The 16,254-nt window shown below is 65.9% G+C and carries 15 protein-coding genes and 1 pseudogene; 8 read left to right on the top strand and 8 right to left on the bottom strand.

Going from position 1 to position 16,254, the window contains the following annotated elements; translation table 11 throughout:
• Positions 1–64 precede the first annotated feature (64 nt).
• Complete coding sequence (locus ACETMP_RS17090) at positions 65–1,339, bottom strand: cytochrome P450 (protein ID WP_375157103.1); 1,275 nt, start codon at positions 1,337–1,339, stop codon at positions 65–67.
• Positions 1,340–1,401: 62 nt separating this feature from the next.
• Positions 1,402–2,664, bottom strand: a complete 1,263-nt coding sequence (locus ACETMP_RS17085; protein WP_375157102.1) for a cytochrome P450 — start codon at positions 2,662–2,664, stop codon at positions 1,402–1,404.
• 390 nt (positions 2,665–3,054) lie between these two features.
• Between ACETMP_RS17085 and ACETMP_RS17080 the strand changes: the two are divergent.
• Together ACETMP_RS17080 and ACETMP_RS17075 are read left to right on the top strand one after the other, a co-directional pair.
• A pseudogene (locus tag ACETMP_RS17080) lies at positions 3,055–4,199 on the top strand (DUF898 family protein).
• Between the two features lie 3 nt (positions 4,200–4,202).
• The gene (locus tag ACETMP_RS17075; RefSeq protein WP_375157101.1) at positions 4,203–5,315 is read left to right on the top strand and encodes a M48 family metallopeptidase; all 1,113 of its coding nucleotides are present in this window, start codon (positions 4,203–4,205) and stop codon (positions 5,313–5,315) included.
• A 12-nt stretch (positions 5,316–5,327) separates the two neighbouring features.
• On the opposite strand, the gene ACETMP_RS17070 is transcribed toward ACETMP_RS17075, so the two are convergent.
• The 4 genes from ACETMP_RS17070 to ACETMP_RS17055 form a co-directional block, all read right to left on the bottom strand.
• Positions 5,328–5,540: a hypothetical protein gene (locus tag ACETMP_RS17070; protein WP_375157100.1), complete on the bottom strand. Its 213-nt coding sequence runs from the start codon at positions 5,538–5,540 to the stop codon at positions 5,328–5,330.
• Positions 5,541–5,618: 78 nt separating this feature from the next.
• Positions 5,619–6,248: a uracil phosphoribosyltransferase gene (gene upp / locus ACETMP_RS17065; RefSeq protein WP_028134563.1), complete on the bottom strand. Its 630-nt coding sequence runs from the start codon at positions 6,246–6,248 to the stop codon at positions 5,619–5,621.
• A gap of 115 nt (positions 6,249–6,363) precedes the next feature.
• Positions 6,364–7,602: a URC4/urg3 family protein gene (locus ACETMP_RS17060; protein ID WP_375157099.1), complete on the bottom strand. Its 1,239-nt coding sequence runs from the start codon at positions 7,600–7,602 to the stop codon at positions 6,364–6,366.
• Between the two features lie 7 nt (positions 7,603–7,609).
• On the bottom strand, positions 7,610–8,866 hold the full coding sequence (locus ACETMP_RS17055; RefSeq protein ID WP_375157098.1) for a GTP cyclohydrolase II: 1,257 nt from the start codon (positions 8,864–8,866) through the stop codon (positions 7,610–7,612).
• Between the two features lie 325 nt (positions 8,867–9,191).
• Here ACETMP_RS17055 and ACETMP_RS17050 point away from each other — a divergent pair, with 325 nt between their 5' ends.
• Complete coding sequence (locus tag ACETMP_RS17050) at positions 9,192–10,316, top strand: pyridoxal-phosphate dependent enzyme (RefSeq protein WP_375157097.1); 1,125 nt, start codon at positions 9,192–9,194, stop codon at positions 10,314–10,316.
• Between the two features lie 54 nt (positions 10,317–10,370).
• On the opposite strand, the gene ACETMP_RS17045 is transcribed toward ACETMP_RS17050, so the two are convergent.
• Together ACETMP_RS17045 and ACETMP_RS17040 are read right to left on the bottom strand one after the other, a co-directional pair.
• Positions 10,371–11,186, bottom strand: a complete 816-nt coding sequence (locus ACETMP_RS17045; RefSeq protein WP_375161924.1) for a DUF2927 domain-containing protein — start codon at positions 11,184–11,186, stop codon at positions 10,371–10,373.
• A 205-nt stretch (positions 11,187–11,391) separates the two neighbouring features.
• Positions 11,392–11,889, bottom strand: coding sequence for a L,D-transpeptidase (locus ACETMP_RS17040; RefSeq protein ID WP_375161923.1), 498 nt, complete (start codon positions 11,887–11,889; stop codon positions 11,392–11,394).
• Positions 11,890–12,331: 442 nt separating this feature from the next.
• Here ACETMP_RS17040 and ACETMP_RS17035 point away from each other — a divergent pair, with 442 nt between their 5' ends.
• The 5 genes from ACETMP_RS17035 to greA all read left to right on the top strand — a co-directional run bounded on the left by ACETMP_RS17035 (position 12,332) and on the right by greA (position 16,223).
• Positions 12,332–13,879, top strand: a complete 1,548-nt coding sequence (locus ACETMP_RS17035; RefSeq protein WP_375157096.1) for an acetolactate synthase large subunit — start codon at positions 12,332–12,334, stop codon at positions 13,877–13,879.
• 40 nt (positions 13,880–13,919) lie between these two features.
• Positions 13,920–14,438 (top strand): hypothetical protein, encoded by a 519-nt coding sequence (locus ACETMP_RS17030; RefSeq protein WP_375157095.1) that lies wholly within the window; start codon positions 13,920–13,922, stop codon positions 14,436–14,438.
• A gap of 231 nt (positions 14,439–14,669) precedes the next feature.
• Positions 14,670–15,011, top strand: a complete 342-nt coding sequence (locus tag ACETMP_RS17025; RefSeq protein WP_375157094.1) for a hypothetical protein — start codon at positions 14,670–14,672, stop codon at positions 15,009–15,011.
• Between the two features lie 184 nt (positions 15,012–15,195).
• Positions 15,196–15,681 carry a hypothetical protein gene (locus ACETMP_RS17020; protein WP_375161922.1) on the top strand — a complete coding sequence of 162 codons (486 nt, stop codon included), beginning with the start codon at positions 15,196–15,198 and terminating at the stop codon, positions 15,679–15,681.
• A gap of 59 nt (positions 15,682–15,740) precedes the next feature.
• Positions 15,741–16,223, top strand: coding sequence for a transcription elongation factor GreA (gene greA, locus ACETMP_RS17015; RefSeq protein WP_375157093.1), 483 nt, complete (start codon positions 15,741–15,743; stop codon positions 16,221–16,223).
• Positions 16,224–16,254 lie beyond the last annotated feature (31 nt).

The raw sequence follows: 16,254 nt of genomic DNA, 5'->3' as shown, positions 1-16,254 counted from the left end.
CGCTGCGTCGCGTCCGGGACACGAGCGAACGAGATGCCGTCGTCGCAATGACGGAGGAGAGAGCCTATCCCGGAATCCGCACCGGCAGCGTCTCATACCCCTTGATGAAGCTGGAATAGATCCGCTTGGGCTCGCCGACCACCTCGATGCGCTCGAAGCGCTTCAGCATCTCCTCCCACACGATCTTGAGTTGCAGCTCGGCGAGGCGCATGCCGACGCAGCGATGGATGCCGAAGCCGAAGGAGAGGTGGGTGCGCGGGCGCGGGCGGTCGATGATGAACTCGTTCGGCTTGTCGAACATCTCCTCGTCGCGGTTGCCGGAGACGTACCACATTACGACGCGGTCGCCCTTGCGGATCGGCTTGCCGCCGATCTCGGTGTCCACTAGCGCGGTGCGCCGCATATGCGCGAGCGGCGTCTGCCAGCGGATCACCTCGGGCACCATGGAGTCGATCAGCTCCGGATTGGCGCGCAGCTTGTCGTACTGCTCCGGGTTCTCGTTCAGCGCCAGCACCGAGCCGGTCATGGTGTTGCGCGTGGTGTCGTTGCCGCCGACGATGAGCAGGATGATGTTGCCCATGAGATTGTCGGGATCCATATGGCGCGTGGCGTCGTTATGGGCCATCAGCGACAGCAGATCGTTGCGCGGCTCCGAGTTGACGCGCTCGTTCCAGAGCCTCGACATATAGGCATAGCACTCGTCCATCTCGCGGCGGCGCTCCTCGGCGCTGGCCACGATGCCGCTCTTGGGCAGCGCGGTCGAGACGTCAGACCAGCGCGTCAGCTTGCGACGCTCCTCCCAGGGGAAGTCGAACAGCGTCGCGAGCATCTGCGTCGTCAACTCGATCGAGACGCGCTCGACGAAATTGAAGGTCTCGTTGCGCGGCAGATTGTCCAGCACGGCCTGCGAGCGCTGGCGGATCAGCTTGGCGAGCTCGTCCAGGTGCTGAGGGGTGAACATCGGCGATACCGTCTTGCGCTGCGCCGAATGCCTGGGCTGGTCCATCGCGATGAAGCTCGGCCAGTCGTAGCCTTGCGGCACGTCGCGGATCGAGATGCCGCCGAGCGTCGAATCCGAGGAAAAGATGCCGTGATTGGTGTCGACATGCATGATGTCGTTGTATTTCACCACCGACCAGTACGGCTCGATCGGCGCGTTGGTGCAGTAATGCACCGGCTCTTCCTTGCGCAGCCGCTCGAACCACGGCCACAGCGTGTCGTCCTGGAACAGCCGGGGCGCGCCGGGATGGAATTGCGACAGCGGCGTCGCATAGGCCTCCTCGCGGGCCCTGCGCATGCGTTCGGCCTTGTCCACCTTAACCGGCGCTTGGATGTTCATCGTCGTGGCTCCAGTTGTTCTCTTGCTTCGCCTCTCCGCGCTAGTGGGGAGAAGGAGTTGACTCACGCCGCAATCTTCACCGGCAGCTCTTCCAGGCCCTTCACGAAGCTCGAATAGACCCGCCTGGGCTCGCCGACCACGTCAATATGGTCGAACCGCCTAAGAATCTCTTCCCAAATAATCTTGAGCTGCAGTTCGGCAAGCCGCAAGCCCACGCAGCGGTGAATGCCGAAGCCGAAGGACAGATGCGTGCGCGGGCGGGCGCGGTCGATGATGAAATCGTAGGGCTTTTCGATCGCCTCCTCGTCGCGGTTGCCCGAGACGTACCACATCACGACCTTGTCACCCTTCTTGATCTGCTTGCCGCGGAACTCGAAGTCGGAGAGCGCGGTGCGGCGCATATGCGCCAGCGGGGTCTGCCAGCGGATCACCTCGGGGACGAAACTGTCGAGCAGCGCCGGATTCTCGCGCAGCTTGCGATATTGTTCCGGATGCTGGCTCAGCGCGAGAAGCGAGCCGGACATGGTGTTGCGCGTGGTGTCGTTGCCGCCGACGATCAGAAGGATGAGATTGCCGAGGAAGTTCTTTGCATCCATGTCGCGGGTCGCGGCGCCATGCGCCATCATCGAGAGCAGGTCGCTCTTCGGCGGCTGCTCGGCGCGTTCCTTCCAGAGGTGGGAGAAGTAGGCCGCGCATTCGCCAAGCTCGGCCAATCGCTCCTCGTCGGTGGCGACGAGGCCGTCAGGCCCGGGAATCGTGGTGGCGATGTCGGACCAGCGCGTCAGCTTGCGGCGGTCCTCCCAGGGAAAGTCGAACAGCACCGCCAGCATCTGCGTGGTCAGCTCGATCGAGACACGGTCGACCCAGTCGAACACCTCGCCGCGGGGCAGATTATCCAGGCACTCGGCCGAGCGCTTGCGGATGTTGATGGCGAGATTGTCCAGGTGCGTCGGCGTGAACATCGGCGCCACGGTCTTGCGCTGCGCGGCGTGGCGCGGCGGATCCATCGAGATGAAGCTCTCGCGGCGCAGGTCCGGATCGACGTCGCGGATCGTGATGCCGCCGAGCGCGGAGGCCGAGGAGAACACCGAATGGTTGGTCTCGATCTCCATGATGTCGTTGTAGCGCGTGACCGACCAGTACGGCCCGAACATCGAGTCCTTGCAATAATGCACGGGGTCTTCCCGGCGCAGGCGATCGAAATAGGGCCAGAACGTATCGGTCCTGAACAATTCAGGGTCGCCCGGATCGAATTGCTCCAGCGGCAATGAATTGGCGCGATCACGCAATGCGTCGAGCTTGGCCGCGCTGATGGTCCCATGCATGACCGTTCTCCCTGGCACGAACCGCGCGTTCTCGTTGAATTCTGCGCTGCGGTATTTGATTTGTAATTACAGCCGGTTGTCTGCGCCGGAGCAAGGGGGAGTTTCGCCACATCCCACCCTTGCGAGAGGGCTTGGGCAGACGCGTAGCCCCGGATGGAGTGCAAGCGTAATCCGGGGCCGGCGTCGCTTGGGGCAACATCCCGGATTGCGCTTTGCTCCATCCGGGCGACCGATCAGCGTGATCCCTCGCACACCGTTCGTCGTGAAATCGTGCCAGAAACCGATTGGAATCGAGGTACATCGAACCCGGCCGTGTTGGGGATCGACCAATCTCTGATCTATAGTTTGATTGGAACAGACCGACATCTCGAGGTTGCCGCCGTGAACGACATGCAATGGAGCCCGATCGGCTCCGAGCCCATTCCGCCGCCGCTGCCGCCGACGCGGGTCGAGTTTTCCGGCAACCGCTCCGAGTTCCGAAAAATGGTCACCAAGGGTGCCATGTTGGAGCTCGTCACCTTCGGCTTCTACCGGTTCTGGCTGGTCACCGACATTCGCCGTCATCTGTGGGCGCACACTGCGATCGACGGCGATGCCGCCGAATATACCGGGCGGGCCAGGAGCTTTTGGTCGGCTTCCTGTTCGCGCTCGCGATCCTGGTGCCGATCTACCTCGCCTATTTCCTGATCGGCATCGAGTTCGAGCGCTGGCAGGGTTTTGCCTCGGTGCCGTTGTTCATCGGCTTCTTCGCCTTCGGCCAGTTCGCGATCTTTCGCGCGCGACGCTACCGGCTGACGCGCACGGTCTGGCGCGGCGTTCGGTTCTGGATGGACGGCTCGGGCTGGGCCTATTCGTTCCGCGCCATGGCCTGGGGTCTGCTGGTGTTGCTGACGCTCGGCTTGGCGCTGCCGTGGCGCGAGGCCGCGCTCGAACGCTACAAGATGCAGCACAGCCATTACGGCGATCTCCGCGGCGATTTCGAGGGCGATGGCTGGACCTTCTTCAAGCGCGCCTGGTGGCTATGGCTGCTCAGTCCGATCGCGGTCGTCATCTTCCCGCTCGCGCCGTTCTTCTATGCCGAATTCAAGGCGCGCGAATGGCGCTGGTGGCTCGACGGCATCCGCATCGGCGGCGTCAGCCTGTCCTCGGACCTGCCTCATGACGCCTTTTACGGCCTGTACTGGAAGGTGATCGGCTGGTGGATGCTGCTCACGGTCGCCTTCGCTGCCTACATGGCCGTCGGCGGCTTGTTGCTCGTTCAGCTGAGCGGCGTTCCGGCCGAGGAGATCTTCGCCGGTGACAACGGCACCAAGAGCATCCCGATGGTGGTGATGATGGTAGCAGGCTATTTCGCCCTGGCGCTCGCGATCAACATCGTGATGCGGGTCTATCTCCAGCGCGATCTCTGGGCCAAGGTGCTCGAGACCGTCGAGGTGCACGACATCGCGGCCGCGGCGGATGTGCGCGGCAGCGGCCAGCTTGCCAGCGCGCTCGGCGAAGGTTTTGCCGACGGGCTCGATGTCGCGGGATTCTAGGCTGTGAGTGAAACATTTGCCGCGGCGCCGGCGCAGTCAGCGAAGCCGACCATCTTCTTCGACGGAACGTCGAGCCGGAGGCGGCAGGTCACGCTGAGGTTCGGTGATACGCTGGAGATTGCCGAGGAGGGCGGGGCGCCGGTTCGCTGGGCTTACGCCGACATTCGCCGCGCTGACAGTCCGTCCGGTATCTTGCGCCTTTCGTGCACCGCCGCGCCGCCATTGGCGCGGCTGGAAATCCGCGACGCTGCGCTCGCCGCCGACGTGACGGCGCGCTGCATGCGGCTCGATGAGCACAGGACCTCGCGCCGCGGTGTCGCGAAGATCGTCGGCTGGTCGGTGGCCGCCGCCGTCTCCATCGTCTGCGTCGTTCTGTTCGGCGTGCCGCTCGCGGCCGACCGTCTGGCGCCGCTGGTGCCGAAACCCGTCGAACGGCGCATCGGCGACGCTGCCGAAGTGCAGGTGAAGACCATCTTCGGCCGCAATGCGTGCGAAGATCCCGCCGGCAAGGCCGCCTTCACCAAGCTCGTCAACCGCCTGCGCGATGCCGCCGGCCTCGACGACGATACCATGACCGCGGGCGTGCTGCCGACCTCGGTGCCGAACGCGTTCGCGCTGCCGGGCGGCAAGGTGTTCGTACTGAAAGGCCTGCTCGACAAGGCCGAAAGTCCCGACGAGCTCGCCGGCATCCTCGCGCACGAGCTCGGTCATCTCAAGCATTACGACAACATGCGCGGGCTGATCTACAACGGCGGCACCTCGTTCCTGATCGGCCTCTTGTTCGGCGACGTCACCGGCTCGTCCGCCGTGATCTTCGCCTCGCGCAGCCTGGTCGAAGCCTCCTATTCGCGCGAGGCCGAGACCGCCGCCGATACGTTCGCGATCGAGGTCATGCACAAGCTCGGCCGCTCGCCGAAGCCCGCCGCCGAATTGATGTTCCGCATCACCGGCAAGGAAGGCGGCTCGACGCTCACGACGATCCTCGCCAGCCACCCGCTGACCGAAGACCGCCTCGCCCGCATGACCAGGGAAGACCGCCCGGCCTCCGGCCCGCCGCTGCTGACGGACAAGGAATGGCAGTCGCTGAAGCTGATTTGCGGCAGCGGGAAGGTGTGAACAGCCGGCCGATCACTTCGCCGGCGCAGCCGGTGCGTTCGAGCCGGTGGTGACGCTCGGCGCATTGTTCGGACTGGTCGACGTCGCCTGCGGTCCGACCTCGCGCCCATTGTAGAAGAAGACGGTTGCGATCACGGCGATCACGAAGATCGCGCCGATCGCCCAGCCGGCCGGGCTGTTGCGGCGCGCTCTGTCGGCCCTGCGGTCATTGTCCTGATAGGTCATCGAGTTCTCCATCCTGAAAGCAGGAGAACCGCGCGCGATCGAAGCTGTTCCTAAGCGGGCAAAACGCCGCCGAGAGACCTATCGCGTTCCGTAGGCGCGGTCGCCGGCATCGCCAAGGCCGGGCAGGATGAAGCCGTTCTCGTCGAGGCCCTCGTCCACCGCCGCGGTCCAGATCGGCACGTCCGGATGCAGTCCGCGCAGGCGCTCCAATCCTTCCGGGGCTGCGATCAGGCAGGCGAGGCGGATGTCCCTGGCGCCGCGCTCCTTGAGCCGGTCGATGGCGGCGACAGCCGTGTTGGCGGTCGCGACGACAGGCGTCACCACGATGGCGAGGCGCTCGCTGAGGTCGGAGGGCGATTTGAAGAAATACTCGACCGCGGCAAAGCTGTGCGGCTCGCGGTAGAGCCCGATATGGGCGACGCGCGCGGTCGGCACCAGGTCCATCATGCCGTCGACGAAGGTCGTGCCGGCCCGCAGCATCGGCACGAACACCAGCTTCTTGCCGGCGATCTTGGCCGAATGCATCGTCGCCAGCGGCGTCTCGATCACGGTGTCAGTGAGCGGCAGATCGCGCGTCACCTCGTAGCAGAGCAGCATGCCGATCTCCTTGATCAGCTCCCTGAACGATTTGGTCGAGATGGACTTGTCGCGCACCAAGGTCAGCTTGTGCTGCACGAGGGGATGATCGACGATCGTGACGCCTTCCATGGGATGCCTTTCTTCCTTCTCCCCCTTATGGGAGTAAGGTGGCGCGAAGCGCCGGATGAGGGTTCTCACCCGGCTTCGCTTTGCGAAGCCACCCTCTCCCACAAGGGGAGAGGGTTTAGAAAACCGTGCCGTCGCTGATCACCTTGATCGGCGGCGAGCCATCGGGACGACGCGAAGATGCAATGGCGCGGCCCGCGGCCCAACTGCCGCCTTCCAAAATGCTGGCAAGCGGCAAGGTCTCCGGCGTGCGGCCGAGCTTGGCGCGAACCAGGTCCGCGAGCCGGTCCAGCAGCGCAATCGTCAGCGCGCGCCATTCCACGACCAGCAGCGAATCCACCGCATGCGCGCGCGCAGCATCGGCAGGATCGCGCAGGCGCAGCACGTCATGGTCGACGAACAGGCCGCCATTGCGGTATTCGGCAAGCCCCGTGAGGCCATCGATGTCAGTGACGCCAAATCCGGCGCGCTGCAGCGGCTCGATCAGGGAATAGCTCAGCCATTGCGACAGCTTGTGCAGCGGCACGAGGCCTGCCGTCGCGTCGTCGGCCTTGATCGCCGGATGGCGCCAGCAATCGCCGAGCGGGACGCCTGCAAGCTCGAGCCGCGAGGGCCAGATCGGTCCGAGCTGGTTCAGCACTGCGGCGAGGATCGCAGGCGCGGCAACGGCGCCGCCCTTCGCCTGCGCCGCGATGTGATCGAACAGGCCGCCCGGCCGTGGCGCGTCGCGCAGGCCGAACACGTCTGCGCGCTCCGCCGCCAAGGTGCCCAGACGCTGCAGCAGGTCGACGCGTCCCTCGAGGCCGAGCAGCGGATTGGCGTCGCTGACCTGAAAGGCGGAGGCGAGGGAGGCGAGCGGCAGTCTTGCCAGCACGTCCGCATCGGCCCTGAACGGCGCACGGACGTCACCCGAGAACAGGCCGCCCGCGAACATGTCGAGGCTCGCAATCGCGAGTCCCTCGGATCGGCCGATGCTTGCGCCGCTGGTCGCATCGCGATATCGCCACGCCGCGCCGGCACCGGCGTCGAGCAGCACGCTGACGATGGCAAGGTCGAATTCCGCCCGCGCCCGTGCCTCGCGGTCCGGCCACGATGCCGCGTCGGCGAGCCGCGCCCAGCGGTCGACGCCGCCGGTCACAAAATGGCGCCAGCGCGCATGGAACGGAAGCTCCAGCGTCGGATAGGCCTGTCGCGTCACCGCGAGCACGGCCTCCGCGACACCATCCATGCGATCGAGATCAACAGTGAAGTGGCGCAGGCCGCCGGCAAGGCCGATATCGAGCATCTGTCCGGCACGCGCGCGCACCGCTCCTGCGCTGAGCAGGGAGCGGGCCTGTCGTTCCAAAGCGTCCGCCATCGCGCGATCAGTATTTTTCCAGCGAACGTCCGACCACGCCATCGACGTCCTGCTCCGGCGCGATGTCGGTCGAATAATAGCCGGCGGCCTTCTTCGCGGCGATCTCGACATGAGCGTCGGCCGGGATCAGCTCAGGCGGGATCGGCACACGCTCGACGATGTCGATTCCCTGCGAGGTCAGCGCATCGTATTTCATGTCGCTCATCGACAGGAAGCGGTCGATGCGCTTGAGGCCGAGCCAGTGGATCGTGTCCGGCATCAATTGCTGGAAGCGCGCGTCCTGCACGCCCGCAACGCATTCGGTGCGCTCGAAGTAGGCCGCGGCGGCGTCGCCGTCCTCCTGGCGCTTGCGCGCGTTGTAGACCAGGAATTTGGTCACCTCGCCGAGCGCGCGGCCTTCCTTGCGGTTGTAGACGACGAGCCCGAGGCCGCCCTCCTGCGCGCCGCGGGCGGATTCCTCGATGCCGTGGATCAGATAGGGCCGGCAGGTGCAGATGTCGGAGCCGAACACGTCGGAGCCGTTGCATTCGTCGTGGACGCGGCAGGTGATCCTGGTGCGATGGTCCGGCAGCTTCGTCACGTCGCCGAACATGTAGACGGTGGTGCCGCCGATCGGCGGCAGGAACACCTTCATGTCCGGCCGCGTCACCAGCTCGGGGAACATGCCGGCGGTCTGCTCGAACAGCGTGCGGCGCAGCTCGGTCTCGCTGGTGCCGAAGCGCGTCGCAAGGCCGGGCAGGTACCAGACCGGATCGATCGCGATCTTTACCACGGAGACGCTGCCATTGGCGTGCACGACCTCGCCGTCGGCGCGCAGACGTTTCGCGGCGAGCGCTTCGCGGATCTCCGGCAGGTCCAGCCTTGCCCGCGTCACCGCGATGCTGGGGCGGATGTCGGCGCCTTCGGCGATCTCCTGGCGGAAGTTTTCCGCGACCAGATGCCCCCAGGGATCGAGCGCGACGATCTTTGCCGGATCCTGCCACTGCTCGAACGGCCCGATGGTCGCAGCCGGAAATGTGTTGGTGAGGTCGGGCCTGCGAATCGGATCGAGCGCGCGGGCGGAGACGGCGAGCGCACGGTACATGGCGTAGGAGCCGCCATGGCTGCCGATCACGTTGCGATCGCCGGCGCGCGATACCGTGCCGATGACCGGCCCACGGGCGCGCGCCTCGCCTGCGCCCCAGTGGATCGGAAAGGCGGAGGTCCGGCCCGGCTCCGGATGGGAGGTCAGGCGGATGTGGTCGGTACGGTTCGCGCGGCTCATGTCCAGGCTCCCAAAAAGCCAACGGCCCGCCGCTCGGACGGGCCTGGCTCGCTTGCGGCACCGCTCTCGGAACAGCCGGCGACGCAAGCTCAATCCAACATATTGTAACCCCGGCGAGCGACAGACAAGTTAATCGTGCGCGGCGCCCGGGACCCCTTCCCGCGCTCGTCCGGAGCGGCGAACGGCGCCAGAATGTTTCCTATATCTATGTAATTGCTGTCATTTTTGAAGGGGTGCCCGGTGCCTTGGCGGCCCGAACAGGTGACTGGATAAAACCTGCGGCTTCGGACATATCGACCGGATCGGCTCTATTCCGGAGACCCCCATGCCCGCCAGCTACATCGACCCCCGCAACGGACAGCTCTATCCCCTCGACCAGCCGCGCTGGTGCTCGGAGGAGCGCACGCCGCTGCTGGTGACGCCGGGAGCCGGCATCTCGCGTGGCGATATCGATAGCCGCACGCGCTCGCTCTGGCGCTATCGGGCCGCACTGCCGGTCGAGATTGCAAACCCGATCACGCTCGGCGAAGGCTGCACGCCGCTGGTTCAGCAGAATTGGGGCCAGCTGCGCCCGTTGTTCAAGCTGGAATGGTTCAACCCGACCGGCAGCTTCAAGGACCGCGGCTCTTCCGTGATGCTGTCGTTCCTCCGCCAGATCGGCATCTCGGCCATTCTCGAGGACTCCTCCGGCAATGGCGGCTCGTCAATGGCGGGCTTAGGGGCCGCCGGCGGCATGCGCGTGAAGATTCTTGCGCCGGCCTCGACCTCGCCGGCCAAGATCGCGCAGGTGCGCGCCTATGGCGCGGCGGTGCAGCTCGTCGAAGGCCCGCGCGAGGAATCCGAGGCGGAGGCCATCCGCCAGTCGAGCCAGACCTTTTACGCCAGCCACAATTGGCAGCCGTTCTTTCTCGAAGGCACCAAGTCGCTCGCCTATGAAATCTGGGAGGATCTCGGCTTCCGCGCGCCCGACAACGTCATCGTTCCCGTCGGCGCCGGCAGCAGCCTCCTGGGCTGCGCCTTCGGCTTCCGCGAGCTCAAGAAGGCCGGGCAGATATCGAAGCTGCCGCGGCTGTTCGCGGCGCAGCCGCTCAACTGCTCGCCGGTCGATGCGAGCTTTCAAGCCGGCGTCGACACGCCCGTCGCGCGCGAGGTGAGCAAGACAATCGCCGAAGGCACCGCCATCAAGCATCCGCTGCGCCTGCGCGAGATCATCGCCGCCCTGCGCGAGAGCGGCGGCGGCTCCGTTGCGCTCACGGAAGCTGAGATCGTCGCCGCGCTGCGCCGCCTTGCGCGCCAGGGCCTGTTCGTCGAGCCGACCAGCGCCAGCGCGGCGGCGGCACTGGACAAGCTCGCAGCCGCCGGCGCGATCAAGTTGACCGAGACCACGGTCGCGGTCCTCACCGGCACCGGGCTCAAGACCGCGACGACTGTGGCTGATCTGGTGCAGTAGGGTCGGAGCGGGCGCCGTGCTTACCCTCCCCTCCAGGGGAGGGTAAGCAACACCTCACTCCTTCAGCTCATTCACCTGCTTCACCCAGGCGCGCACGTCGGTGAGCACGGCGGGCAGCACGGCCTTGACCTCGGCGAGGGTCATGCCTGCCTTGATGCGGGGGTCGTACAGCAGATTGAGGATGTACTGGTCGTACACGTCGAAATAGCCCATCGAGACGTTGTCGTTGAACATGGTCCAGGGCACGCTCGTGGTGTCGTTGATCGGCCCGAGCGATTGCAGCAGCTCCTCATAGGCGCAGTCGAGAAAGACGAAATCGCCGTTGTCGACGGTGAGGATCACGTCGGAATGCTCGATCTCGAAATTGTCGTTCTTGCGGAAGCCGGATAGGCATTGCGGGTCGAGCGAGGAGCGGATCTCGCGCGCCTTCGCGGCGCCGTAGAAGCTGGTGAGGGTGCGGTAGACGTCGCGATCGCGCACCAGCTTCACCCGCACATTGGCCGCTTCGGAGGTCGCGGTCATGGCGATGTCGAGATGCTGCACGCGCTTGCCGATGTCGGCTACGACCTTGGCCAGCTGCGCCTTGCGATCGGCGCGGTCGCTCTCGGCGTAGACGCGCACCGGTCCGTCGAACTTGCGGATGCGGTCGACGCGGCCGGCGAGGTGATATTCGGCGCCGAACGCCGTCTTCAGGAAGCCGTCGACGATCTCGCCGTCAGTGAAGCTCTTCTTCTCGGCGCGCTGGCGCGAGGAGATTGCGGGCAATTCGCCGGCGGCGGCAATGGGAGCGATCTCAGGCGCGCAGGTGAGCGCTGCCAACGCCAGCAGGGCGGAGCGAAGGGCAGCCAAGGACGAATTCGATGCGCTCATCATGGTGCGACGCTGCCGCATTCACGCCGCGCGCACAAGGGTGCGAGGCCGCACGTCGTGCGGTTCCCGGCGTTGTCTGTCGCAAGAGAATGACAGTGCCGTAGGGTGGGGAAAGCGGAGCGTGCCCACGCCTCTGTGGCCGATCGTAAAGATCGTGGGCACGGCGCTTCGCGCCTTTGCCCACCCTACGAGGGCTTGCCTCTGGTCAGTTGTTCAGCACCACCACGGGGGTGCCGACCGCGACGCGGCTGTAGAGATCGCTGACGTCGTCGTTGGTCATGCGGAAGCAGCCCGAGGAGACCGCCTGGCCGATCGTCTCCGGCTCGTTGGAGCCGTGGATGCGATAGAGCGTCGAGCCCAGATACATCGCGCGTGCGCCGAGCGGGTTGTCGATGCCGCCCTTCATGTGGCGCGGCAGGTCGGGGCGGCGGGCCAGCATCTGCGAGGGCGGCGTCCAGTCCGGCCATTCCTTCTTGGCGGTGATCCTGTGCATCCCGCCCCAGCGGAAGCCGTCGCGGCCGACGCCGATGCCGTAGCGCAGCGCCTGACCGTTCCCGAGCACCAGATAGAGCCGGCGCTCGGCCGTGTTCACCACGATCGTGCCGGGCGCATAATTGCCGTTGTACATGACGGTGGTGCGGGGAATCAGGCTGGCGCCGCTGCCGAGAAAGCCGGAGGGACTGGTGCCCGTGAAGTCTATCATTCCCGCCGCGGATGCGGCGACCGCGCCGGCCAGCACGAGCGCCATTGCGGCGATCTGCGCGGCAAAAAACCGGATCATTGCTTCCCCCAGAAAAAAATCGATTCAACAAAGGCCACAGGCCATATTTACGGGCATTTCGCAAGCCACGGGCGCGTGAGGCAGGGCATCCTTAACGGATGGTGTCGCCAAATCGGCAACCGCGTCAATTTGCGCAAAAACGTCGAAGCGCTGTCAAGCAAGGCGGCGCCCGGTCGGCGTCAAGAACACGCGTCGGGACGAGACGCTGATGCCCCGTTCCGGATCCACCGGAACGGAGCATTGGCCAAACCCGCGCATCGTCATGCGGGGCAGGGCCGCGATGCCGGCTCTTGCTTTGACGGGCCGAGCGAACAATGATTGATCGCATGGATCGCCGGAAGCGGCCGGTTGCGGAGCAAAAAGAATGAACGGTGCGGAAAGCCTGGTGCGGACGATGGTCAAGGGCGGGGTGGACGTCTGCTTCACCAACCCGGGCACTTCCGAGATGCATTTTGTCGCAGCGCTCGATCGCGTGCCGGGCATGCGCTGCGTGCTCGGCCTGTTCGAGGGCGTGGTGACGGGCGCTGCCGACGGCTATTTCCGCATGAAGGGCACGCCGGCATCGACCCTGCTGCATCTCGGCCCCGGCCTCGCCAACGGCCTTGCCAATCTGCACAACGCCAAGAAGGCCAATTCCGGCATCGTCAACATCGTCGGCCAGCACGCGGTCTACCACATCGGCTACAACGCGCCGCTGACGTCCGACATCGAGGGCCTCGCCCGGCCGATGTCGTCCTGGGTCCGGACCTCGCCGGATGCCAGATCGGTCGCCGCTGACGGCGCCGCGGCCATTGCCGCCGCCAAGAGCGCGCCGCCGCAGATCGCCACCCTGATCCTCCCCGCCGACACCGCCTGGAACGAGGCCGACGGCATCGCCGAGGTCCCGGCCGAGCAGCAGCGCGCGAGCTATTCGCCGCAGGCGGTCGAGCAGGCGGCAAAGGTCCTGCATGGCGACGGCGAGGGCACGCTGCTCTTGATGACCGGCAGCGCCCTCAGCGAGCAGGGCCTGGCGTTCGCCGAGCGCATCGCGAACAAGACCGGCTGCACCGTGGTGGGCCCGACCTTCCGGCCCAAGATGGCGCGCGGCCGCGGCCGCTTCTCGATCGACCGCATCCATTACGTGATCGAGCAGGCGCTGCCGATGCTGGCCAAGTTCCGCCACATCGTGCTGGTCGAGTCCGACGACCCCGTGGCATTCTTCGCCTATCCGAACAAGCCGAGCATGCTCAAGCCGCAAGGCTGCGAGGTCCATCGCATGACGTCCTGGGGCGAGAACTCGGTCGCCGCGCTCGAGGCGCTCGCCGGCGCGGTGAAGGCCAGCGCCAGGGACGTCAAGCCGCAGGCTTTGCAGGAACTGGTCAAGCCGACTGGCGCGCTGACCTTCGCCTCGATCGCGCAGGCGATCGCCTGCGCGATCCCCGAGAACGCCATCATGGTCGACGAGTCCCTGACCACGGGCCGCGGCTTCTTCCCGCCGACCGCGGCGGCGGCTCCCCACGATTGGCTGCAGAACATGGGCGGCTCGATCGGCTTCTCGACGCCGCTGTCGATCGGCGCCGCGATCGCCTGCCCGGACCGCAAGGTCATCACCATGGTCGGTGACGGCAGCGCGATGTACACGATCCAGTCGCTGTGGACCCAGGCCCGCGAGAACCTCGACATCGTCACCATCGTATTCGCCAACCGCATCTACCAGATCCTGCGCGGCGAGTTCGACAATGTCGGCGCCGGCGAGCCCGGCCAGCGCGCCAACGACATGCTGCGGCTCGACCGTCCGACGCTGGATTTCGTGGCGCTGGCCAAGGGCATGGGCGTGCCCGGCCGCGCCGTCACCAATGCCGACGAGTTCAACAAGGCGCTGGCTGAGGCCGTCGCCGAGCCCGGGCCGCGGCTGATCGAAGTCCAGATGTAGGGCTGTACGCAACGCGGAGCGCCGAGAGCCCGGAGGCACGATGCAGACCGAGCTGACCAAGGTGATCGCCGCGCTCCGGGACTTCTACGCCCACGAGGGCTTCCTGTTCGAGAAGGACATCGGCGAGCGCGCGCTGACGCACCGCTTCGCCGTGCATCTGGAGAAGCAGTTCGCCGGCTGGTCGGTCGACTGCAATTACGACCGGCTCGGCGAGCGCACGCTGCATCTACCGCACGGCACCATCATCTCGACCGACGATCATCTGGGAAAATCGATCTACCCCGATGTGGTCGTGCATCAGCGCGAGATCCCGAACAATCTGCTCGCCGTCGAGATCCGCAAGGCGAGCAATCACACGCCGCTGGAGCACGACCAGCACAAGCTGAGGGCCCTGACCGACGTGCACGTCTGGTTTCCCTACTGGATCGGCGTGCTGCTGGTGCTGGACAAGGACCGGGTGACGATGTCGGAAGTCTATGTCAGCAGCGCTGCCGACGACACGCTGTCGCGCTGGTTCGCGACGCGGCTCGCGGAGGCCGGCCTCGGCGTCGCGGGGTAGCAGGCGCAATCATGCCGGCAGGACCCGCTCCGGGTGACCACCGACGACCCGCTGCCTTGCCGGTGACCTTGATGGTCGCCGTGTCGTCCGAGACCGGCAGCGGACTGGCGAGCAATGTGATCTCGGCCACAGTCCTCGTGTGGGATCGGACCTAATGTTGACAGACTTGCACGCGTCGATGCCGCAGGCCTAGCTTCGGCCCGTTGGGATCAGGCAATTTTGGAGGTTCTGATGCAAAAGTCATACTTGCTGGCCGCGACCGCGGCGCTGGCGCTCATCATGCAGACACCGCTCGCGCTGGCCCAGACCGCGCCCGCCGCCGGCGGGACCGCCGCGCCTGCGGCGACGGCCACTACGCCGGCGACGACGGCGGCACCGGCACCAGCTGCGACCACCGACAGCGCCAGCCAGCCGACCGACGCCAAGAAGAGCGCATCGAAGAAGCCGGCGAAGAAGAAGATGACGCGGCAGCAGGAAATCGATCACTCCGTCGACACCGGCACCGTGCCCGCGCGCTATCGCAGCTCGGTGCCCAAGCAATACCACCAATATATTCCGTTCGATAAGCGGTGACGGATCGCACGGGCGGGATGCTGGGCGTCGCGCTGCTGCGACCTTGAGAACGGGGCTTTCGAACAGCCGGGCCCTCCGACCAACGGTCTGCGACGAACCGCCTCTGCCAGGAGGACTCCGCTCGCAGATCCCCGGTGGCGGTCTGCGGGAGCAGTGCTAGAGTAGGCCGAAGCCGGGGGGAATGATGAGCGACGACGTGAAGGATGCTGGCCTTGTGGCCATGATCAGCAGCATCCTCGGAGGCAACAAGCGCGCAGAGAATGTTGCACCGCCGCCGCTCGCCGAGGCGCCGCCGACAATGCCCGCGAACGGAGCGGAACCGGTTTCGGCGCCCGTCACCGAGGCGACCTCGATCCGGCAAGAGGATGCGTCCGACGCTGCACCGGCCAGAATGGAGCCGGTCGAGCAGCCTGCAAAGATCGTCACGACGCGGGATGGCAGACAACTGCTGCCTGCCGAAGCGATCGCCGATCTCGTGCTGGGCGAGTTGCGCAAGCTGGAGGATTTTCCGGCGACCGGGGCCTCGATCACGGTCTATGGCTACCGGCAATGGAACGCGATGATCACCTTCGCGCCGTTCTCGACCAGTTTCCAGAATGCAACGCGGTTCCGTCAGGCCTTGCCGGATATCGTCTTCAAGCTCCGTCGTTTCGTCGAACTTGAGATATAGTCCGGGGGCCAGCGGCGTCGCCTGGCGCCGCCCCCGGAACGGTTCGACAGGATTGTGCATTGAGCGTCGCCTTTACCAAGGAAGAAAGCGCCGAGACCGCGTCCGAGACGCTGTTGCCGGATCGCCCGATCTCGCCGCACCCCAACCTCGTGACGGAAGCCGGCCTCAAGGCGTTGCAGACGCAGCTTCGAGAAGCCCGCGAGGCCTATGAAGCCGCGCAAGCCATCGATGACGTCAACGAGAAGCGCCGGCAATCGGCCGTGCCCCTGCGCGATCTCCGCTATCTCACGGAGCGGCTGCGCACGGCGCAGGTCGTTCCCGATCCGGTGTCGAACGATGTCGTCGCCTTCGGCAGCACGGTGACCTTCAGCCGCGCGGACGGCCGCGTGCAGACCTATCGCATCGTCGGCGAGGACGAAGCCGATCCGAAGGCGGGGACGATCTCCTTCGTCGCGCCGGTGGCGCGGTCGCTGATGGGCAAGGCGGTTGGCGATGTCGTCGGGGCAGGCGCGCAGGAGATCGAGATTTTGTCGATCGCGTAGCAATGCGCGCTATCGACAGGAGCGATCTCAT

The sequence above is a fragment of the Bradyrhizobium dasycarpum genome (assembly GCF_042019905.1).
In the GTDB taxonomy this organism is placed as follows: Bacteria; Pseudomonadota; Alphaproteobacteria; order Rhizobiales; family Xanthobacteraceae; genus Bradyrhizobium; species Bradyrhizobium japonicum_B.
The sequence above is the reverse complement of the archived record's forward strand: the minus strand, read 5'-3'. Positions and strand labels throughout refer to the sequence as shown.